At 37.2% G+C, this 22,082-nt stretch carries 20 protein-coding genes; 10 read left to right on the top strand and 10 right to left on the bottom strand.

What is annotated here, in order from left to right; all coding sequences use genetic code 11:
• Window positions 1-12: 12 nt before the first annotated feature.
• From ftsZ to IW15_RS02640, 5 genes are all read left to right on the top strand, one after another.
• Window positions 13-1,932, top strand: a complete 1,920-nt coding sequence (ftsZ, locus tag IW15_RS02660) for a cell division protein FtsZ (RefSeq protein WP_034709076.1) — start codon at window positions 13-15, stop codon at window positions 1,930-1,932.
• A 15-nt stretch (window positions 1,933-1,947) separates the two neighbouring features.
• Window positions 1,948-2,520, top strand: a complete 573-nt coding sequence (locus IW15_RS02655) for a cysteine hydrolase family protein (RefSeq protein ID WP_034709074.1) — start codon at window positions 1,948-1,950, stop codon at window positions 2,518-2,520.
• Window positions 2,521-2,527: 7 nt separating this feature from the next.
• Entirely contained in the window at window positions 2,528-2,974 is a 447-nt protein-coding gene (locus IW15_RS02650) for a GatB/YqeY domain-containing protein (protein ID WP_034709821.1), read from the top strand.
• Window positions 2,975-3,417: 443 nt separating this feature from the next.
• Window positions 3,418-3,828: a BrxA/BrxB family bacilliredoxin gene (locus tag IW15_RS02645; protein WP_034709072.1), complete on the top strand. Its 411-nt coding sequence runs from the start codon at window positions 3,418-3,420 to the stop codon at window positions 3,826-3,828.
• A 106-nt stretch (window positions 3,829-3,934) separates the two neighbouring features.
• The gene (locus IW15_RS02640) at window positions 3,935-5,449 is read left to right on the top strand and encodes a GH3 auxin-responsive promoter family protein (RefSeq protein WP_034709071.1); all 1,515 of its coding nucleotides are present in this window, start codon (window positions 3,935-3,937) and stop codon (window positions 5,447-5,449) included.
• Window positions 5,450-5,490: 41 nt separating this feature from the next.
• Here IW15_RS02640 and IW15_RS02635 read toward each other — a convergent pair whose 3' ends face one another.
• The 10 genes from IW15_RS02635 to IW15_RS02590 form a co-directional block, all read right to left on the bottom strand.
• Window positions 5,491-5,934 (bottom strand): hypothetical protein, encoded by a 444-nt coding sequence (locus IW15_RS02635; RefSeq protein WP_034709069.1) that lies wholly within the window; start codon window positions 5,932-5,934, stop codon window positions 5,491-5,493.
• Window positions 5,935-5,973: 39 nt separating this feature from the next.
• On the bottom strand, window positions 5,974-6,333 hold the full coding sequence (locus IW15_RS02630; RefSeq protein WP_034709068.1) for a hypothetical protein: 360 nt from the start codon (window positions 6,331-6,333) through the stop codon (window positions 5,974-5,976).
• A gap of 4 nt (window positions 6,334-6,337) precedes the next feature.
• Window positions 6,338-7,312, bottom strand: coding sequence for an endonuclease/exonuclease/phosphatase family protein (locus tag IW15_RS02625; RefSeq protein WP_034709067.1), 975 nt, complete (start codon window positions 7,310-7,312; stop codon window positions 6,338-6,340).
• 78 nt (window positions 7,313-7,390) lie between these two features.
• A complete protein-coding gene (locus IW15_RS02620) occupies window positions 7,391-8,380 on the bottom strand; it encodes an endonuclease/exonuclease/phosphatase family protein (protein ID WP_034709065.1) in 990 nt (329 codons plus the stop codon).
• Between the two features lie 9 nt (window positions 8,381-8,389).
• Window positions 8,390-9,124 carry a rhomboid family intramembrane serine protease gene (locus IW15_RS02615; RefSeq protein ID WP_034709064.1) on the bottom strand — a complete coding sequence of 245 codons (735 nt, stop codon included), beginning with the start codon at window positions 9,122-9,124 and terminating at the stop codon, window positions 8,390-8,392.
• Window positions 9,125-9,127: 3 nt separating this feature from the next.
• A complete protein-coding gene (mutL, locus tag IW15_RS02610) occupies window positions 9,128-10,912 on the bottom strand; it encodes a DNA mismatch repair endonuclease MutL (protein WP_034709063.1) in 1,785 nt (594 codons plus the stop codon).
• A gap of 232 nt (window positions 10,913-11,144) precedes the next feature.
• The gene (locus IW15_RS02605) at window positions 11,145-11,972 is read right to left on the bottom strand and encodes a YoaK family protein (RefSeq protein WP_034709062.1); all 828 of its coding nucleotides are present in this window, start codon (window positions 11,970-11,972) and stop codon (window positions 11,145-11,147) included.
• A 31-nt stretch (window positions 11,973-12,003) separates the two neighbouring features.
• Window positions 12,004-12,498, bottom strand: a complete 495-nt coding sequence (locus tag IW15_RS02600; RefSeq protein WP_034709061.1) for a hypothetical protein — start codon at window positions 12,496-12,498, stop codon at window positions 12,004-12,006.
• Between the two features lie 196 nt (window positions 12,499-12,694).
• Window positions 12,695-14,107, bottom strand: a complete 1,413-nt coding sequence (locus IW15_RS02595) for a sensor histidine kinase (protein WP_034709059.1) — start codon at window positions 14,105-14,107, stop codon at window positions 12,695-12,697.
• A gap of 3 nt (window positions 14,108-14,110) precedes the next feature.
• Window positions 14,111-14,818, bottom strand: coding sequence for a response regulator transcription factor (locus IW15_RS02590; RefSeq protein ID WP_034709057.1), 708 nt, complete (start codon window positions 14,816-14,818; stop codon window positions 14,111-14,113).
• 249 nt (window positions 14,819-15,067) lie between these two features.
• On the opposite strand from IW15_RS02590, the gene IW15_RS02585 reads away from it, so the two are divergent.
• The 5 genes from IW15_RS02585 to IW15_RS02565 all read left to right on the top strand — a co-directional run bounded on the left by IW15_RS02585 (window position 15,068) and on the right by IW15_RS02565 (window position 21,995).
• Entirely contained in the window at window positions 15,068-15,643 is a 576-nt protein-coding gene (locus IW15_RS02585; protein ID WP_034709056.1) for a helix-turn-helix domain-containing protein, read from the top strand.
• A gap of 383 nt (window positions 15,644-16,026) precedes the next feature.
• A complete protein-coding gene (locus IW15_RS02580) occupies window positions 16,027-18,852 on the top strand; it encodes a TonB-dependent receptor (RefSeq protein ID WP_034709054.1) in 2,826 nt (941 codons plus the stop codon).
• Window positions 18,852-20,150, top strand: coding sequence for a DUF5690 family protein (locus IW15_RS02575; protein ID WP_051881709.1), 1,299 nt, complete (start codon window positions 18,852-18,854; stop codon window positions 20,148-20,150). The genes IW15_RS02580 and IW15_RS02575 overlap by 1 nt, the downstream gene beginning before the upstream one ends.
• A gap of 14 nt (window positions 20,151-20,164) precedes the next feature.
• Complete coding sequence (locus tag IW15_RS02570; RefSeq protein WP_034709053.1) at window positions 20,165-21,319, top strand: TIGR03364 family FAD-dependent oxidoreductase; 1,155 nt, start codon at window positions 20,165-20,167, stop codon at window positions 21,317-21,319.
• A gap of 7 nt (window positions 21,320-21,326) precedes the next feature.
• The gene (locus IW15_RS02565) at window positions 21,327-21,995 is read left to right on the top strand and encodes an HAD-IA family hydrolase (RefSeq protein WP_034709819.1); all 669 of its coding nucleotides are present in this window, start codon (window positions 21,327-21,329) and stop codon (window positions 21,993-21,995) included.
• Window positions 21,996-22,082: the final 87 nt, after the last annotated feature.

Here is a 22,082-nt window from a genome sequence, read left to right as displayed (position 1 = left end):
AATACAGACATAATGGAAAATATAGGCACACAAGGATTTTCATTTGATTTACCAAAAGGAAATTCATCAATCATAAAAGTAATTGGTGTAGGTGGCGGTGGAAACAACGCCCTAAAGCACATGTACGAAAAAGGTATTCACGGAGTTGATTTCGTGGTCTGTAACACGGATGCTCAAACGTTGGATAATAACCCCGTTGCTAATAAAGTTCAGTTGGGAACAACCATCACTGAAGGACTTGGTGCAGGTGCTGATCCTGAAGTAGGAGAAAAGTCAGCCATCGAAAGCATTGAAGAAATCAAAGCAGCCATGGGACAAAATACCAAAATGGTTTTTATCACTGCCGGAATGGGCGGTGGAACCGGAACTGGTGCGGCTCCCGTTATCGCTAAAGTAGCAAAAGACATGGGCATCTTAACGGTAGGAATTGTTACCGTTCCTTTCAGCTTCGAAGGTAAAAGAAGACTTGAACAGGCCGAAAATGGTCTTGACAAACTAAGAAATAATGTTGATTCATTAATTGTAATCAATAACGATAAACTAAGACAGCAGTTCGGAAACCTTGGATTCAAACAGGGATTCTCAAAAGCCGATGAAGTATTAACCAATGCAGCCAAAGGGATGGCAGAAGTTATTACAGGATATTTTGATGTAAACATTGACTTTAGAGATGCTAAATCTGTGCTTCAAAATTCAGGGACAGCATTGATGTCTACAGGATCTGCATCAGGTGAAAATAAAGCCGCAGAAGCAGTAAGAAAAGCATTGGATTCACCATTATTGAATGACAATAAGATCACAGGTGCCAAAAATGTATTATTGTTGATCAGAAGCGGTGCTGAAGAAGTAACGATGGATGAGATCGGTATCATCATGGACCACATCCAGAAAGAAGCTGGAAATACAGCAGATATTATTTTCGGAGTAGGAGCTGATGAAGAATTAGGAGACGCAGTAAGTGTTCTTGTGATTGCAACAGGGTTCTCAAACGACAATAAAAAGTTTGCCGGTACTACAGAAAAAATCAGAATTGGATTAAATGACAGATTAGATCCGTCTAAAGCCTCTCCTTTTAAATCAAGAGAAGAAAGAGAAGCTGCACCAGAGCCGGGATATGATTTTGGAGGTAAAAACCTTTTCAGACTAGACGATGAAGATCAGGATACTCAGAACTTCAAAATGTCTTCTTCTGAAAAAAAAATGATTATTGGCGATGAGGACGTTACCACAGAAATAAAATTCTCTGAAAGAGAGGAAGATACGGTAGGAGATGTTGCACAGCACTGGAGAAACGATGAAGAACAGGATCAGGAAGAAGCTTTCAGTCTATTCTCTATCGATGATGAAGAAGATGAGACCAACGATCTGGAAACTCAGTCATTCACCTTTGATTTTGACAACAAAAAAGAAGAGCCTACAAACAACTCATACTCTCAGGAAAAACCTGTTGAATTCAGTTTTTTCGTGAATGAGCCGGTTAATGAGCCTAAGACAGATTACGGACATCCAAAAGCGGAAGCAAGCATGCCAACGAATACTGTAAGCCAAGTAGTGGAAGAACCTATTCAGAGAGCAGAAAATATCTTTCAGCAGACCGTTAAAGAAAGTCCGAAAACTGAAGAAAGACCAACTTTTGAGAACAAAATAGAAATTGAAACTCCAAAAACTGATGAAACAGAATTCACTTTTGTGAATAAAACTGCAGAGCAGGAAAGAGTGATTGAGAGAAGAAATAAATTAAAAGAATTCAATTCACGTTATCAGAGTTTTGATGCGTCTAATGAATTTGAATCTGTTCCTGCTTTCAAGAGAAAAAATATTTCCCTTGACGGAACCAATGCTTCAGATCAAAATATCAATACCTATTTGTCTGACAACAACGGTTCTATGCAAATCAGAGAAAACAGATTTTTAAATAAAGATGTTGATTAGTTTTTGAATTAAAGAATGAAATCATTAAACAAAAATACAGCACTTCTTGTCGTAGATATCCAAAAAGGATTTGACGATACAGAATATTGGGGAGGAAACAGAAACAACCCTATGGCTGAAGAAAATGCAAAGAAAATTCTCGAAGTTTTCAGAAAGCAGCAGTTACCTGTTTTTATTATTCAGCATTGCTCGGAAGATCCTCAATCTTTGTTACACGAAAGCAACGCCGGAAATGCATTAAAAGATGATTTCATTCCTTTAGAAAACGAATATCTAATTAAAAAGAATGTTAACAGCAGTTTTATTGGAACCAATTTAAAAGAGACTTTAGATAAGTTATCCATAGAAAACATTGTTATAACAGGTCTTACAACGATACATTGTGTAAGTACAACGACAAGAATGTCCGGTAATTTCGGTTTTACTACCTATCTTATTGAAGATGAATGTGCGACATTTGACAGAGTTGGAATCAATGGAGAAAAATATTCGGCTCAAGACATTCATAACATGGAATTAGCATGTTTAAATAATGAGTTTGCAACAGTTACAAACACTACCGGGCTTATAAAACTGCTTGGTCAATAAAAAGAATATGTCACTAGAAATTATAATTAGCGAAGCTATAAAAACAGCAATGAGAGAGAAAGACAGAGTAGCTCTGGATTCTCTTCGTGCGGTGAAATCACAGATTCTTCTTCTAAAAACAGAAGCCAGAGGTGCAGAAGTTTCAGAAGAGCAGGAAATTGCTATTTTACAGAGAATGATCAAACAACGTAAGGATTCTTACGAACAGTTTGCAGCACAAGGCAGAAATGACTTGGCAGAAGTAGAAGATGCTCAGATGAAAGTTATTGAGAAATTCTTGCCTCAGCAGCTTTCTGCAGAAGAACTGGAAGCTGAAATGAAGAAAATTATTTCAGAAACCGGCGCTGAATCTATCAAAGATTTAGGAAAGGTAATGGGAGTTGCATCAAAAACGTTTGCCGGAAAATCAGATGGAAAAAGCATCTCCGAAATGGCAAAAAAACTCCTTTCTTAGTTCTGGGGAATGGATGAAAATTCTCCTCCATTACAACCATTAACTATTTTATTGTACGGATATACATCCTTTGCATATCGATTTAATTAAAGAAGCCCGAAACTTTTCCAGTTTCGGGCTTCATTTTGGGATATTCAAGATCATTATTCCGGTTTTACTCAAAACGGAAAGGGCACATTCTTATCAGCGCCTTCGGTCAGTACTAAAAAATTCATTTGCTTGAGGGAAAGCAATAAATGTATTTTTCATGGTTATTTGTTTTTAGAATCATTTCAAATTTAGTAATTATTTTCAATTATACATATACTTAATTCACTTTTTTTTGAATATTGTTAAATAATTAATATCTAGTTAATTTTGTTTTCCTAATCGGCTAATAGTTTTTATATATTGAACAAACGTAAAGAATTGTTTAACTTTGCATAGATTTAAAAAACAAAAATATGTATCCAACAGATTTAGTGATGCCTATGAAGGCTGAACTTACAGATAAAGGTTTCGAAGATTTAACAACGCCTGCAAAAGTAGAAGAAGCATTAAAGCAGTCCGGAACGACTCTATTAGTGATCAACTCTGTATGCGGATGTGCAGCGGGTGCTGCAAGACCTGGAGTGGTGTATTCTTTAACAGGAGATAAAAAACCTGATCATTTAACAACGGTTTTCGCTGGTTTTGATACAGAAGCTGTATCTGAAGCAAGAAAGCACTTGGCTCCTTTCCCTCCAAGTTCTCCATGTGTAGCGCTTTTCAAAGACGGAGAATTGGTTCATATGCTGGAAAGACATCACATTGAAGGAAATCCTGCAGGAGCAATTGCCGCCAATCTACAGGCTGCTTACGATGAGTATTGCTAAGAAACAATAAATCTAAATATAGACCGTTACAAATTTGTAGCGGTTTTTTTATGCAATCCTGTAAAAAAACACTTGCAAAAAATCAAATATCATTATATTTGTTGGAATGGCAACGAAAGCACTTTTCAATACGGTAGTCAATTGGTTTATCCGTCAGCGGATAGATCAGATACAAAATTTCATGGACCATCCCATTGAAACACAAAAGGGTATCTTATTTTCCCAACTGTTTCATGCCGAGGATACTGAATATGGGAGAAAATATGGCTTCAATTCCATTTCCAGCTATCAGGACTTCAAAAACAAGGTTCCTATCGTTTCTTATGAAGATTTTGAACCTTATATTGAAAAAGCACGCCAGGGGCAAAAAGACGTAAGCTGGCCCGGATACATCAAGCATTTTGCAAAATCTTCGGGAACCACCAATGCCAAAAGTAAATTTATTCCCATTTCTGCGGAAAGTCTTGAATACTGCCATATGAAAGCCGGAAAAGATATGGTTTCGATTTATGCTAATAACCATCCGGAAAATCAGCTTTTCACCAATAAAAACCTGCGTCTGGGAGGAAGTTCTGAACTCTATGCAGATTTCAACACTAAGTTTGGTGATCTCTCGGCCATTTTAATTGATAACCTTCCGTTTTGGGTAGAAATAACAACGACTCCCAGCAAAAAGGTGTCTTTAATGGGTGAATGGGAAAGCAAACTGAGAGCGATTACTTCTGAAGTGAAAAATGAAGATGTGGGAAGTATCCTGGGAGTTCCCAGCTGGATGCTCGTTCTTCTGCAAAGAGTGCTAAAGGAAACCGACGTTAACAATATTTCTGAGCTGTGGCCTAATTTAGAGGTGTTTTTTCACGGCGGAATCAGTTTTAAGCCCTACCGGGAGCAATACAAGCAGATCATCGGAAAAAACATCAATTACTACGAAATTTACAATGCTTCTGAAGGATTCTTTGGTATCCAGGACAGATCTGATAGTGATGAGATGCTGTTGATGCTGGATTACGGTATTTTCTATGAGTTTATTCCCATGGAACATTTCCATTCTTCAGATCCGAAGACCGTTAATTTAGAAGATGTTGAAGTAGGTAAAAATTATGCGATGGTCATTACTACCAACGGAGGTTTATGGAGATACCTTATTGGAGATACGGTTGTATTTACCTCTACAAACCCCTTCAGGATAAAAATTACAGGGAGAACCAAACATTATATCAATGCATTTGGAGAAGAGCTGATGATTACTAATGTAGAGTCTGCAATTTCCATGGCGTGCGAAAGTACAGGAGCTTGTATTACCGATTTCACCGGAGCTCCAATCTTCATGAAAGAAAATGAAAGCGGTGCCCATGAATGGATTTTTGAGTTCAGCCAAACTCCTGATGATTTAGAACGTTTCGTAGATGCTTTTGACCAGCATTTAAAAACGGTGAATTCTGACTATGAAGCAAAAAGATACAACAATATCACGCTTAAGAAACCTATTGTTCATATTGCCAAACCTAACCTATTCTATAACTGGCTGGAATCTAAAGGAAAGCTGGGCGGTCAGAATAAGGTACCAAGACTAAGCAACGACAGAGAATACATAGATCCTTTACTGGAACTTAATCAATAAAAAAAAGCGGCAGCCTGATCAGGCTGCCGCTTTTCATTTCGTTATTTATTTAAATCTTCTTTTAATTTTTTAGCGCCATCTTCCACTTTCTGAGCTCCTTTTGCGGCCGCTCCTTTTGCATCGCTTCCGATTTCTTTAGCTCCGGATTTAATGTCTTTTCCGGCTTTATGAAGGTCTTCCTTCGTTTTCTGTACAGCGTTGTCTATTTTATTACCAGCCTCATCAGCTTTTGCTTTGATATCTTCTTTTGCTTTCTGGGCAGCATTATCGATTTTATTTCCCGCTTCATCAACTTTCGACTTTACATCTTCTTTTGTCTTGTTAATTTTCGCAGTATCCAGAGCATCTGAACCTTGGGTAACAGTTGTACTGGTGGTGGTAACTGATCCATCAGGATTTTCTACCTGCTCCGTCTTTGTCGTTGTTTTCGTACATGATACAGCAAATGCAGCGACTGCCATTACTGTTAAGATTTGTTTTTTCATATTATATATTTTTTATGATGGTTTTAAATATAAAAACTTTTATTGGTTTTTGTTTTCATTTTGTGTGGAAGCAGAGGAAGCTTTTTGTTTTCCTTCGTCCATTTTCTTCTTTTCTTCTTCCAGCTTTTTCTTGTTGTCTTTTTCAAGCTCTTCTTTAAGCTTTTTTTCCTGGTCCTGAAGTATTTTTGCTTGTTTCAGGGAGTCCTGATACTTTTGTGAAGACATTTTGATACGGCGCACAACATCCATTGAAGCAGCACCATTCGAAAAAGAATCAATGGCGGCAGTATCATACTGCACCTTTACGTCTTCCTGTACAGCAAATCCGGCTGTTTCTTTTTTAGAGCAAGCCGTCAATACAACTGAAAAAACGAAAACCGTAAATACTAAATTTTTCATGGAACTAATTTAGCAGAAATTCCGCAATTACAGGATAGTGATCCGATAATTTCACAGACTGATCTACTTTATAAGTCAAAGGAATAAGTGATTTAGAACTGAAGATATAATCAATTCTCAAAGGCACTTTATAATCATGGAAACTGGTAGAAATACCGTTTCCGACCGTTAGAAAAGCATCCTGAAGATCTTTTCCTAAATTATAATATTCATAAGAGTTGGGAACAGAGTTAAAATCACCTGCCAAAATCACAGGATAAGGTGAAGAATCTACAGCCTTTCTGATTTTTTTAATTTGTTCTTCATGAGCCCTAAAAGTGGGCGTCATATGAGCAAGCAGTGTTGATATTTTACCTTGTTCTTTCCCAAATCCATCAAACTGAAGCATTGATTTATGAAGTCTGAAAGGTTCTAAATAGACATTCACTACCCTTATAATCCTTCCGTTGATATCAATATCCGCATAAAAAGAATTCCCTCTGGACTTATCTTCAATAAGCTCAGCCTGTCTTACAATACGGTGTTTTGTCTTTAAGATAACGGTAGGATATTTCACCATATCCTTTCTTAATGCCTTGTTGGTGTCTTTTTCCTGAACCAGGATGATATCAGCATCCTGCTCTCTGATATATTTTTTTACCTTTTCCCATCCGAAATCACCATACTTTACATTAAAAGTAAGCACTTTAATATCTCTGATGGATTTTTGATTTTCTGTTTTGGGAGAGAAATTAACCCATCGTCTTATGGGGTTATAGAAAATAAGAGTTCCCAGGGCAAAAGCAATAGCTATTTTTTTTCTTTGAAGAATCCAGATTACTGTAAATATAATATGAACAGCAATGAGATAAGGAAAGCCAAGAGAAAGTAGATTTAAATTTCCTAAAATATTAGGCGGAATCCATGCGTTTCCCAATGTACACAACAGAAGGACAACAACTGCAATATGTAAAAATAATAGTATATGATTCAGCTTCATGAAAATAACAGTCTAGGTACCCTGTTTTTTAAGCAAAAACCCTACCAAGACTAATAATTTTAACTAACTTTATGATTATTACTTATGTAACGAAAAAGTAGCCACCACCGGGTAATGGTCCGAAATATCTACAGAACGGTCTACTTTGTAACTGATTGGAGTTATTGATTTTGATGAAAAAACATAGTCAATCCTAATCGGAAATTTATAATCATGAAAGCTGGTTGCACTGCCTTTACCTACCGTAAAAAATGCATCTTCCAAACCTTCCGATAAGTGATAATATTCATAAGAATTCGGAACCGAATTAAAATCGCCAGCTAAAATAACGGGATACGGTGAATTTTCAACCGCATTTCTGATAGTACTGACCTGATCCTGATGTATTTTAAAGGTAGGAACAAGTTTCTTTACAATATTTTTTACCTTTTCTTCATCTGCATCAGTATTTCCGTTAAGCTTAACCATCTCTTTTTCAAACTTAAACGGATGCAGATATACATTAATGAATCTGTATATTTTTCCTCTTATCTCAATATCTGTCTGAGTTCCGTAGGACTGTATTTCTTCATTAGTAGTATCTATTAATTTCGTCTCGATTACTTTATGCTTTGTAAAAACAGTAAGGATAGCCTTTGGATTGGCTTTTTCATAACCTTTAAATTCATAACCCGTTCCTCTGTCTTCCTGTAGCAGCATAACATCTGCATTCTGAGATTCCAGATATTTGCCGATAGTTTCTCTTCCCATAATTCCTCCTCTGGTATTGAAAGAAACGATTTTAAGATCGGCTGTTCCTTTTGGATCAGAAGAATAATTGATCCATCTTTTTACAGGGTTAAGAAAAAACAGTCCCAGTAACATAAAAACAAATGCTCTTTTCTTCCAGCTGAAAATCCAGAAAAAAATCAGGACAACATAGGAAATCATAAGAAATGGAAATCCTAACGATAGCAGATTAAACCATGGAAATATTTTAGGCGGAACATAAGCATTCAGTAAAGTGCCCAGTAATAAAAACAGGATTCCAACATGCAGGATCAGCAATATAAGACGGAAAATTTTCATCAGATCTTATTAATGAGTTCTGTATAGTTTTTTCTTCCAGATCATCGCCAGAAGAAATCCTACCAATGCACCTCCTACATGGGCAAAATGGGCAATGCCACCTACATTTCCTGAGAAACCTAAAAATATAGAAACTACTATGATTATTGGCAATATATATTTTACTTTTACAGGAACCGGAATAAACATAATCATGATTTTGGCATTCGGATACAAGGCTGCAAAAGCTGCTATCACACCGAAAATTGCTCCAGAAGCACCTAACATAGGAGATCTTAGTATAGAATATAATGTTTTAAAAAGTTCAACTTGTTCAGGGGTTTTTATATTGGCACCAACATTTCCTGTATAACTAATACTTGCCTGCGTATATATATCGGCTACATTAACTCCCAAATTTTCCAAAGCTGCTGATACCTGCTGTACTTCTACAAAATTCCAGAGATTGTATAATGCAAAAGCACCCAAACCACTGACAAAATAAAGAATTAGATATTTTTTCTCACCTAAAACCTGCTCCAGAATCGGTCCAAAACTAAAAAGCGTAAACATATTGAATATAATATGCATATACCCTCCATGCATAAACATATGCGTAATGATCTGCCATGACCTGAAGTTGGGTGAAAAAGGGTAATAAGCTGCAAGTATATCATCTAAATGTGGAAGAAAAAATGTGGCAATAAACATTATCACATTTATAATAATAATATTTCTTGTAATCGGTGGTATATTGTTAAACATTTTTTAAAATTTGTTTTTAAAATCATTAAACGGAACTTCAAAGAAACATCTTTTCCCGTTTGGTAAAAATTCCGGAAAGCCCAGTGCTGTAAAGTCTTTAATAAGCTGTTCCGCATCTTTTTTATAAATAAAATCGAATCTGGATTTCGACTGCATTTTGTTCCACTGGTTGTGATAGAACTGTAAAAATTCTTCTTCCGTTTTATATTCCAGGATATCAAAAAGATTTTCCAGAAATTTCATTACCTGCGTTTCTTTCAGGCCTTCGGGAACGGCGTCAATGCTCAGTACGTTTTCGTGAGCAATTTTCATTTCAAATCCCAGGCTTGGAAGGTATTTTTTGATCGACTGATATTTATTCTTTTCAATCTCATTCATATGATACTCTAACGAAAAAAGCAGGGAATGACTGTTGGTTGTTCCTTTTTTCAGAGGTTTGTTATGTTCCGAAACCATCAGCCTGTGCATTCTTCCAAGATCCAGCATCAACACTTTGTCGCCTTTATTAAAGAGCCAGTATCCGTTCGGAAGTCTCATAAGGTCTTCATCAAAATCTTCGTCTTCGAATAAATTGATCTTAGACGGTTCGGCAGCAATATTCTGGTAATACATTTCCGAAAGATTCTGCATTTCGGTTTGCATAAACTGCTTTTCTTCTAAGAATGGATTATAGTCTTTATCGACAATAATTTCCGGCATTTTCAGGGTTCCTCCTCTGCTGTTCGCCTTACTTGGGAATGTATTCTGCATCATATCATCCAACTCCGGATCTCTTTCAAAATCAAGACTTGGCGCTACATTATAAATTCCTAACGATCTCTTTATCGTTGAGCGCAGCAATGCAAAAATAAGGTGCTCATCCTCGAATTTTACTTCTGTTTTCTGCGGATGGATATTCACATCAATCTTTTCCGGATCAAGCTCCAGGAAAAGGAAAAAAGTGGGTACATAACCCGGCATAAGAAGCCCTTCAAAAGCTTCCTGAACCGCTTTGTTAAAATATGGACTTTTAAAGAACCTTCCGTTAACGAAAAGAAACTGTTCACCTCTGGTTTTCTTGGCTCCTTCCGGTTTGGCGACAAATCCGTGAAGTTTACACCAGGTAATATCTTCTTTGATAGGAATCAGCTGCGGCTGCAGTTTTCTGCCGAAAATATCTACAATACGCTGCATCTGGCTTCCTTTTCTTAATCTGAATACGGGCTCATCATCATGAAATAAAGAAAATTCCAGATTTTCATGAGCCAGGGCAACACGTTGGAATTCATCGATAACATGTCTGAACTCTACATTGTTGTTTTTAAGAAATTTTCTTCTGGCGGGAACATTATAGAAAAGATTTTTGACTAAAAAATTACATCCGTCGGCAGTTTGAATCGGATCCTGAAACTGGAAAACTCCACCTTCGATATAGATATTGGTTCCGATCGCAGCATCTTTCTGTTTCGTTCTCAGCTCAACCTGGGAAACCGCTGCAATAGAGGCCAGAGCCTCTCCGCGGAAACCTTTTGTAGAGATTTTAAAGATATCTTCCGTTCCCCGGATTTTGGAAGTTGCATGTCTTTCAAATGCCATTCTTGCATCTGTTTCAGACATTCCTTTTCCATCATCCACCACCTGAATAAGGTTTTTCCCGGCATCTCTTATAATCAGCTCTATTTTAGCTGAGTCCGCATCTATTGCATTCTCCAAAAGTTCTTTCACAATGGACGCAGGTCTCTGCACCACTTCCCCTGCCGCAATTTGGTTGGCTACATGATCCGGTAAAAGCTGAATAATATCTGACATAAAAAACGTAAATCAACTTACAAAAATAGTCAATGAAAACGGGAATTAAAATATTAAAACCGTGAATTAAAATTTAATTATCAACAAATCAACAATCTTGCCGCAAATCACCCCAGAGGCCTGTTCTCTTTTTGTGTATTTTTTCAAAAAGAACAATCCCCTACTTGCAATATACAAATAGAGGATTGATTCACAGCTAGTTTACACAAAATTAATATTGAAATTTCTTATTTTATTCATCAAATACGAGTTTCCTCTTTTCTTTCCTTTCCGGCTCGCCATGAATCTTATCATATAAATAAGCCAAAAGCGTTGGTTTTTTATAAATTCTGGCATATCGGTATCTTGTATTGAAGTGTCTCAAATGAATTTTGTAAGCATCGTATCCAATGACCACCAAAAGACACAGACAGATTACATAAAATACCCTAAACTCCAGATAATAATACGTAAGCCCTGAAAATACAGCTCCAAGTACATACGCTAACATAATACTCAGCAACAGCTTGGCCCTACCGATCAGTTCGCCGTTTTTCCTGTATTTTTTATGGGTAAACATAGACAGTAAAATCCCTAAATCAGTAGTTGTCCCGGTAAGGTGGGTAGTTTTTACTGAAAAATTGGAAATACTGGCCGTTAATCCATTCTGCAATCCCGTTGCAAATAGCATTAAGGCAACCAGATATTCTGTTTCTTCCAACGTTTTCTGATAATAGAACTGTCCATACACTCCCACAAACAGTAAACATATTATTTCCAATACGATAGGCAGAGAGTGGGCTAAGTATTTACTCTTTTTGTTAAAATTAATAACCATAAAATTGGCCAGGAAACTTCCGAAGAAGAAGAGAAAAATCCATGCTCCCACTACTGCGACCTGCGTCCAGTTTCCTTTGCTTATTTCAGCGGCTAAAATGGCATAATGCCCTGTTACGTTTGAGGTAAAAGAGAGAAAAATCAATAGGGATGCTATATTTATAGTACCCGCCGTAAAGGCGGTCAGCGTCCCCAACCTGATGTTGTCTCCCAATGTCCTGCTGTTACTATAATTTCTTAACATTTTCGTTTCTTTTTAAGGTTGTCGGTTTGTATTAGACTTCAACAAAGACTTCTGCCAGTCTTCCTCTTTCCGGAAGTCTTTCCTGGATCTCCACTGCTATTTCCTGAGACTGGAGTTCTTTGCATTTTTTGATGTAAGGAATGATATCGAATTTTCCTTTGCCTTTACTTTGTATGGAAGGAGAATAATATGCTTCTTCGATATTTTCCGCTCTCACATAATTGTTGAAGGTTCTCTGGAAACTTCCGGTGAAAATATCGCAGACAATTCTTTCAATGAGGTGTGGATATTTGTTCTTAATAATTCCATAGGCATCACAGAATTCTTTGGGCCTGATTTTATTAAATAGGGTACTTTTTGTATTGAACAAAAGCTCTCTGATAGAATCTCCCATTTCATATCCTGAAACCAAAAGAATATTGTATTGATTCTGATCTTCTGCGGCATCTTTCTCTTTCAGTACTTTTTTCAATATATTCAGAGACTCAAGAGAATAATCGGTGGCAATTAAAATTGTTTTGGTCATATCTTTAAGATTTAGTTTTGGTATCGTTATTTGATAATACAAAACTAGAACGACCAGATTAGAAGTTCCTTGGAATGAAATTAAAATGTGATTAAAGAGATTAAAATGAGATTAGAAAATGAGTAGAAGCACTTCATACAGCAATATACAAGCAAAATTCATCTTTCCTTGTTCACTTTCCGGCTGAATGAGCAGATTACGACAGTTTTTCTTCTGCCTGAATGGTACTGTAGAAATTAGGAAAACGCATCTGTACCGTTGTTCCCTGATTTTCATGAGAGCTTACGATCAGTTCTCCGTTGTGCATCCTCACAATATTACGGGCTAATGGGAGACCAATTCCGTATCCTTCATAATTTTTGGTATTTGAAGCCCTGAAGAAAGGATCATAAATTTTATTCATTTCCTCTTGTGGTATTCCGATTCCGAAATCCTTGACGATGATATAGACATCTGTATCCGTGGCTCCCAGCGAAACCTTCACCTGCTGAAAATTAGAATATTTGCAACCGTTATTAATGATATTCGCCACAGCAAGATGCAGCAATTGTTCATTACCCTGAACTTTTAATTTTTTGGGATTATCCGGCAGCATGCTGATATCCAGATAGATATTATTCCGGGTATCGATTTTTCGCAAGGTTTCAATCACATCCCAAAGCAGCTGGTCGATTCTTACCTTATCCATTTTTTGGATTTTCCCGTCAAATCCGGTTTGGGCGATCATCAGCAGTGCCTTGATCTTTTTATCCAGCTTTTCAGCTTCATCCAGGATAATTTCAAGGGTATCTTTATATTCCTCTGCCGTTCTGTTGATCGATAAAGCGACATCTGCTTCCCCCATAATAGAAGTAAGAGGGGTACGAAGTTCATGGGATACATTTCCAATCAGATGATTCTGAGTCTCGAATGATGTTTCGATTCTGTTGAGCATATCATTGAAAGTGTCTACCAGTTCGTTCAGCTCTTTGTTATCCGGCTGGGGTTCAAGTCTTAAGTGTAAATTTTCAGAACTTATTTCCTTTACTTTTCCTGTAATTTTTAAGATGGGTTTGAATAATGTTTTCGATAAATAAAACGAAAAGATCATACTGAAAAACAGAGACAGCACAATACAGGTAATCAGTGTTCTTTTCAAAAACCCTAAATAATAGACCACATAATGGTTTTTTGCCGAAGCGATGGCAATATATTCTTTATCGTCAAATTTGAAAGACTGTCCGATATAATAAAACTCCTTATCATTATAATTTGCCTCCCCTTTCTTGATGATATTTTTAAAAAAATAATCGGGAATATGAACTTCCTGGGAGATCTTCTTGAAATTGGAATCGGTAGGAACGGCAAAAACATAATCCTTTTCCATTGGAAGCTCTTCATCATTCAGACTGTTCAAAATATAATTTTCCGGAAGATCCAGGTCATTTTTACCTTTTTCTATCTGAACAATAGTCGTGGTACGGATCTTAAGCAGCTCATAAAACCTCTGATGCGAAAAGTTGACAATCGAAAAATAAACCAATCCACTGAACAGCAATATAATGGCGGTAAAAACCAGCATTAAAAGTACCATCGTTTTGGTTTGATTTGTGATCACTTTATTAAACATCCATTACGGTTTTTTCAGCACATATCCCATTCCTATCACGGTATGTATCAGTTTATTATCATCCTGCTGGTCCATTTTTTTTCGTAAGTAATTGACGTACACATCTACCACATTAGTTCCCAGCTCGTAATTAACACCCCAGACGGCATCCAGAATTTCAGCCCGGGAAATTACCTTTTCAGGATTATTAAGGAAGTACAGCAGCAGTTTATATTCTGTAGAAGTCAGGGAAATTTCTTCCCCCGAACGGGTTACTTTTTTTGTATAATCGTTAACGACCAGGTCCGAAAACTGCAAAACATGTTCATTATCGATCTCCGGTTCTGCAACTTCCGGAGTTGTATTGGTATTGCTTCTTCTTAGTAAAGATTTTACACGGGCTACCAGTTCAATAAATTTAAAAGGTTTCACCAGGTAATCATCGCCACCACTTTCCAGGCCGAGAACAATATTCTCAGAAGTTCCCAGAGCAGTCAGAAACAGAATAGGAACGTTTTTATTCGTTTTTCTAATCTCTTTGCAGACGTCAATCCCATTCATTTCGGGAAGCATAATGTCTAAAATTACCAAATCGAAATCATTTGCTTGTACCAGCTGTACCCCGGTACGGCCGTCAAAGGCAACTGAAATTTCATAGCCTTTTTCCTGAAGTCCTTTTTTTATAAAAGATACTACGCTTGTTTCGTCTTCGATTAAAATAATTTTTTTCATAAATACCGAATTTCACAAAAATAGCAATTTTTATTTTGGCCGGAAACAGGATGCTGAATCCTATAAGCCTGATTTCTTAAAAACATGAATGTATTGATCGGATCACACGCCCATTTACCGGCTACGTCATCATAATGAATAACAATTTTCTGTAACGATGCTCTCACTTCGTAAAAACTATAAGAATTAATGCTAAATTTGTTGTCATAACAGACTGATGAAAACAATTCGGGTTAAATTTTACACACTATGAACGATTTTTTAATAGGTATCGGAAAAAGATTAAAAGATATTAGAAAAAAAAATAATTTAACCATCAATGAACTGGCTTTAAGAGCAAATGTAAGCAATGGCCTTATTTCCCGCATCGAAAATGGAAGGACCATCCCGTCTCTTCCTGTACTTTTGGACCTCATCCAGTCACTGGACATTGACGCAAGCTACTTTTTTGAAGGGGTAGAGAAAAAATCCCATGCGAAATTCATTTATCTTCCGAAAGAAAGCCAACAGCCTATCGAAAAGGAAGTGGAAGCTGAAGGATTCAAATACATGCACATTTTCAGTAAAAGTCTTCATTCATTAGGTTTTGAAGCTGCTTTACTGACGCTCGAGCCCCATTCTAAAAGGGAAAAAGTAATTACGGATGCCTGGGAATTCAAATATATTTTAAAAGGAGAGGTAAAATATCTGATCGATAATGAAGAAGTCATCTTACAGGAAGGGGATTCTTTATATTTCAACGGAAAATTCCCTCACGTTCCCGTAAGCATCAGCAATGAAAGCTGTGTTATGCTTGTCCTCTACTTTTATTCCGATAAAAATTAATCTTACTCACCCGGAATTTCTTTCCTTATTTTCCGTTCTTTTTTATTTTGAATGATAGTATTGCATTCTTTCTCACTTATGCTCCATTACAAAAGTTTACAAATACTCAACTTTTCGTTTTCCTCTTTTTTCAATATTAATACAGGTTTAACACGAATCTTTGTTTTATTTTCATTATTCAGATTCTTCCTACAGCAGTATTAAAAGCATATTATACAGGCTTTTATCAATTTATTGCTCCTTATTTTCGTTTTTAATGAACCCATACAAGTAAAATTAACGTAACATTTTCTATGAATTTGTTAATTATTACTTAACATGTAATTATTACATATATTAAAATTATTAGCTTGTTTTGCATAAAAAATTTAATATATGTAAAAATGGAAACAAAATTAGAAAAATTACTTACCCTTGTTTTTGTCTGTATGATTACTATTGTTTCAGCCCAAAAGCAATTAATTATAGGAACTGTCCTTGATGACAGCCAGCCTCTTCCCGGTGCCTCGGTAAAAATAAAAGGCTCTACAAAAAATACAGTGACGGATATAGACGGAAAATTTATTTTCAATGATCTGAAATCCGGACAGTACAGTGTACAAATCAGTTATATCGGCTACGAAACCTCCACTGTTGACGTCACCATACAAACTGATGAAACTAAAGATTTAGGTACTATAAAACTTTCCCAACAACAGAAAAGCATTGATGAAGTGGTTGTGACAGGAACATTAAAAAACACGGAAGCAAGGGCTTTAAATCTTCAAAAAAATGCAATCAATATCAGCAATGTCATTGCGTCGGACGGTATCGGAAAACTACCGGACAGAAATGCCGCAGAAACCGTACAGCGTGTACAGGGTGTTTCTATAGAGCGGGATCAGGGAGAAGGAAGATTCGTTTCTCTGCGGGGACTTCCTCCGTTTTGGGCTTCTACCACCATCAATGGAAACCGGCTTCCGACCGCAGAAGAGGAAACCACCTCAAGAGCTACCGCCTTTGACTTTTTCCCCACAGAACTGATCTCTTACGTCCACGTCAATAAATCATTTACACCAGACATGGAGGCAGACGGAATCGGTGGCGGTGTTAATTTTATCACCAAAACCCCACCCATGAAAACCGAATTCAAGGCGACCCTGGGAACCGGATATAATATGAAGGCTGATAAAGGAGTCTATAATCTGGGATTGCTGTACGGCGGAAGAACAAAGGATAAAAAATTCGGATATCTGTTTAATGTTGCTCATTTTATCAGGAACTGGTCTACCGATAATTTTGAAGCAAGAAGAAGCGGGGATGAAGGCGTTTTCAGAATGGAACTTCGTGATTATAACGGGGTAAGAAAAACTACAGGGGTCAATACAGCATTTGAATATGTTTTATCTCCCAAAAATACCTTTTACCTGAAAGGAATGTATGGAACTTTATCTGATGATGAAACGCATTATAAGCACAGAATCAGATTCGACAAATTCAGTGCGGCAAACAACACAGCGAGGGTGGAACTCCAGAACATTCACAATCTTTTGATCACAGAGCTTACTTCTGTTTCTCTGGGGGGAATTCACACGTTACATAAAGGGAAAATAGATTGGGACCTTTCTTATTATGACAACAGATTTAAGTATGGAAATATTCCGGACAAACTGAATAACTCCTATTATGTAATTAAATATACCCAGTCTGGCGTTGGAATCAATCCTAATTATATTGCAGACCACGGAAACGGACCAAGAGCGTATTGGAAAGCAGACGGCGGAAAATTAGATTATAAAGATCCGGATGCCTTATTTGGTTTTTACAGTGATCCTAATTTTAAGATGGACGCTTCCCAGATGAGATTTACCGATCTGGAATTTTATAAAGTTTTTGTTGAAGAAAAAGATAAAATCGTAGCTGCCTTCAATCATGAAATCAATGCATCTGATAAACTGACGCTAAAATATGGTTTCAAATACCGTGACAAAGAGCGAAATGCAAGATTTTCAGATATTTTTTACAACTGGAGCAATGGAACAGCCCCTCTTTTATCGGATTACGGCCAGTATATCACTTCACAGCCGAACGGCAGCCACTATTTAAGCGAGATGAATGCTCACATCGGAAACAGTTTCGGGCCGGTGTTGTCAACCTCAGGAATGAATCAGTTCTGGTTTCAGAATCAGGGAAATTTAAAGATCAATCCTGCCGATTCCGAATCGCTGGAATACAATAAAGCATTGGGAAGAAATTTTGATGTTTTTGAAAAACATGCAGACGCCTATGGAATGGCAACTTATAAAATTAATGATAAGATAACGGTGTTGGGAGGACTAAGACTGTCAAACACCCACACTACGGTAAAAGGCTACAGTGTCATCGATGATGTGCTGACTCCGGTGGAAAATACAAAAAATTATCTGGCTGTATTGCCGATGGTGCATCTGAAATATGCCCTGAATGATAAAACCAATCTCCGTTTTGCCGCAACAAGAACGTTCTCAAGACCCAACTTCGGTGATCTTACTCCCGGCGGCACGTACAGCGAAGCAGACAATGAGTTTAAAGGCGGAAACCCCAACCTGAATCCTACTTATTCTCTGAATTTTGATCTGATGGGAGAATATTATTTTTCAAATGTAGGCATCTTAAGTGGCGGTGTTTTTTATAAATCCATCACAGATCCTATTTTCCAGGATTCTTTTATCGGTTCTTACAATGGGATGAATGGAGTACAGTTCACGGCACCGAATAACGGGAAAACTGCCTGGCTGGGAGGAGTTGAGCTGGGAATTAACCGAAGGTTCGATTTCTTACCGGGCTTTCTTCAGTATTTTGGGACACAGCTTAATGCCACTTTCATGACTTCGGAAATGGAAAAACCAAGCGGAAGAAAAGTGACTCTGCCTTATCAGGCAAAAGAACTTTACAATATTCAGGTGTTTTTTGAGAAGAAAGGCTTCAATGCGAGACTCGCTTACAATCATAAAGGAAAATATGCTGTAGAATATGCCGAAACGGATATCAATGATTCTTATTACGGGAAGTACAGCAGTTTGGATTTCGGAACTTCTTATCAGTTCACCAAACATCTGATGCTGTATGCAGATGTCAATAATATCCTGAACAAACCTTTAATCTACCATTTCGGAAAGAATGAAGACCGTCCGGAGCAGGTTGAATACTATGGAGTACGATGTAATCTTGGAATAAAACTGAATTTCTAATGACAGAAAACAGCAACAAAAAAATAGGAATAACCCTGAAAGCAGCCCTTGCTGCTTTTGGAGTTTACTTTTGCATGTATGGTTTTAGAAAACCATTTACAGTGGCATCTTTCGAAGGCCTTTCTTATTTCGGAGTAGAATATAAAGTGCTGATTATTATCGCTCAGGTTGTAGGTTATTTTATCTCAAAATTCATCGGCATCCGATTTATTTCAGAGCTGAAACCGGAGAAGAGAATCTTTTATCTGTTCTTTTTTATTGCAATGGCAGAGCTTGCCCTCCTGGGATTTGCTGTCGTTCCGGCACCTTATAACATTATTTTTATGTTTATGAACGGTATTCCGCTGGGGATGATCTGGGGCATTGTTTTCTCTTATATTGAGGGAAGGAAAACAACCGAAATTATCGGCTTATTTCTCTGTTCAAGCTTCGTTGTATCTTCAGGATTTACAAAGTCAATCGGGAAATTCCTGATGGATACGTTTACTATTTCAGAATTCTGGATGCCTTTTGCAGCGGGTTTGATTTTCATTATTCCCCTACTGTTTTTCGGATGGATGCTTGAAAAACTCCCTCAGCCCGATGAAGAGGATATTGCTTTAAAAAACAAAAGGCAGCCGCTTCATAAAACAGAGAGAAAGGCATTAATCCGTCAGTTTTTCATTCCGCTGGTCTGTATTACAGTCTTGTATATCAGTCTTACTGTTTTAAGGGATTTCAGGGACAACTTCAACCGGGAGATCTGGGATGATATGCACAGTCAGTTTGACAGCTCCATTTTCACGCTGACTGAGATTCCAATCGCAGTTATGGTGCTCTTAATTCTTAGCTGTATGGTAAAGGTTAAAAACAACCAAAAAGCTTTTACCTACTATCATTACATTCTTTTTGCAGGGATAGGAACAGTGGGTATTTCTACCTACTTATTTCAAAGCGGTTCTTTGCCCCCTTTTCCATGGATGGTTCTTTCCGGATTCGGCATGTATGTATGTTACATCCCGTTCAACGGTATCTATTTCGACCGGATGATTGCTGCATTTGAGATTAAAGGAAATGTAGGCTTCCTGATCTATTTTGTAGATTCTTTCGGGTATCTGGGAAGTGTACTGATTCTTCTGTATAAAAATTTCGGCTCGGCTCAAACTTCTTGGCTTAGCTTTTATATACAGCTGAACTATATTATTGTTGCAGCAGCCCTTATTTCATCCGTGGTCGCTTTTTTAGCATTCAGAAAAAAATCAAAACCCAAATCAAATAATAATCAATACATCCATTTCGATGCTTCGAAAATGGTATAAAAAATAATATAAAAATGACAACAAAATTCGATTTAATCGTTGTGGGAGGCGGAATTTTAGGAACATTTCATGCGTATCATGCTTTGAAAAAAAATCTTACCGTTGCAATCCTTGAAAAGAATTCCAGACCTCAGGGTGCCACGGTAAGAAATTTCGGGCAGGTAGTTCCTTCGGGAATGGATCTTAAATGGCAGAATTTCGGAAGAGAAAGTTTAGCAATTTATAATGAATTGCAGGCACAGGCTGATCTTACGGTCCGCAAAAACGGCTCTGTGTATATTGCATCCAATAACGAGGAACACCAGCTGATAGAAGAATTATATGAAATTAATAAGAACAATGAATATGAATCTATTCTTCTTTCTAAAAGCGAATGCATCAACCGATTCGACGGCCTGCGCTCCGATTACTGTAAAGGAGGTTTATTTTTCCCTCAGGAATTATCGGTGGATTCCGCTGAAATGATTGTAAAGCTCCATACGCTGCTTCAGGAAAAATCAGGATTAAAAATATTCTACAATACCACCGCCATTGAAACCTATGAAAATGATACGGAATGCATTGCTGTAACGGCAGATGGAATAGAATTTACCGCTTCAAAGATTATTATTTGCGGAGGGCATGAATTCAAAACGTTATATCCGGCAGTTTTCAATGAAAGCGATCTTGAAGTAACCAAACTGCAGATGCTGCAGGCAAAACCCCAGGGAATTTATTCACTGCCGGGAAACATTCTTACCGGTTTATCCATCAGAAGGTATGAATCTTTTCAGGAATGCGCTTCTTATGAAAAAATAAAATCTCTTGAAGATCCGAATTCTTTTGAAAAAAAATTTGGGGTGCATATTTTATTCAAACAGGCTTTAGACGGCTCTGTTATTTTAGGAGATTCCCATGAATATGCCGACGCAAAGGATGTTGATGATCTAGGATATGACCTTAATATGGAAATCGATGAATTCATGATCAATGAAGCAAAAAAAATCATAGACCTTCCTACTTATGAGATCCAGAGAAGATGGTCCGGTATCTATTCTCAATGTAAAACAAAAGATATTTTCGAGCACAATCCCTCTCCCAATATTCATATTGTAACCGGTATCGGAGGGAAAGGAATGACGGGAAGCGGAGGATTCTCAAAATTCAATATCAATACAATTTATGCATAACAAAATAATGAAGAACATAGAATTATTGGTTCTGGATATGGCCGGAACAACAATTAATGAAGATAATGTAGTATACAAAACCCTGAAGGATGCAGTGAATGATTATGGCTATCAGGTTTCATTAGAAAAAGTGCTTTCCTGCTGTGCCGGAATGGAAAAACTGGAAGCCATCACCAGATTATTACATGAGATTGGTGGGAATGAGGAAGAGGCACTTCCTATTTTTGAAAATTTTTCAGACCAGTTAAAAGAAGCTTATCAGAATCTGGACGTACATCCCATTCATGGTGTTGAAGATTTTTTAGTAAACATGAAAGCTAAAAATAAGAAGATTGTGTTGAATACGGGATACACTTTTGAAATTGCCCAACAGCTTTTAACCAAACTCGACTGGAAAGAGCACATTCATTATGACGCTTTGATAACGGCAGATGATGTTTCCGAAAGCCGTCCCAGTCCGGAAATGATTTATCTTGCGATGAAAAAATTCAACATTCTGGAACCTGAAAAAGTCTTAAAAGCAGGAGATTCTGTCATCGACATTGAAGAAGGAAAAAATGCGGGCTGCGGGCTGACCATTGCCGTTCTTTCCGGAGCGCAAAACCGAACGGAACTTGAAAAATCACATCCGGATTATATTTTCAATACCATCTCTGAGGCTGAAGATATTCTTTAATATATTCTTTCAGCATTTACTGATTCATTCAGCCTCAATTTCTTATCGTTTTTTTATTCTTTAATTAACTTTAAGTTTACATATGTT

It is taken from the genome of Chryseobacterium soli, from assembly GCF_000737705.1.
GTDB classification, from domain to species: domain Bacteria; phylum Bacteroidota; class Bacteroidia; order Flavobacteriales; family Weeksellaceae; genus Chryseobacterium; species Chryseobacterium soli.
The sequence above is the reverse complement of the archived record's forward strand: the minus strand, read 5'-3'. Positions and strand labels throughout refer to the sequence as shown.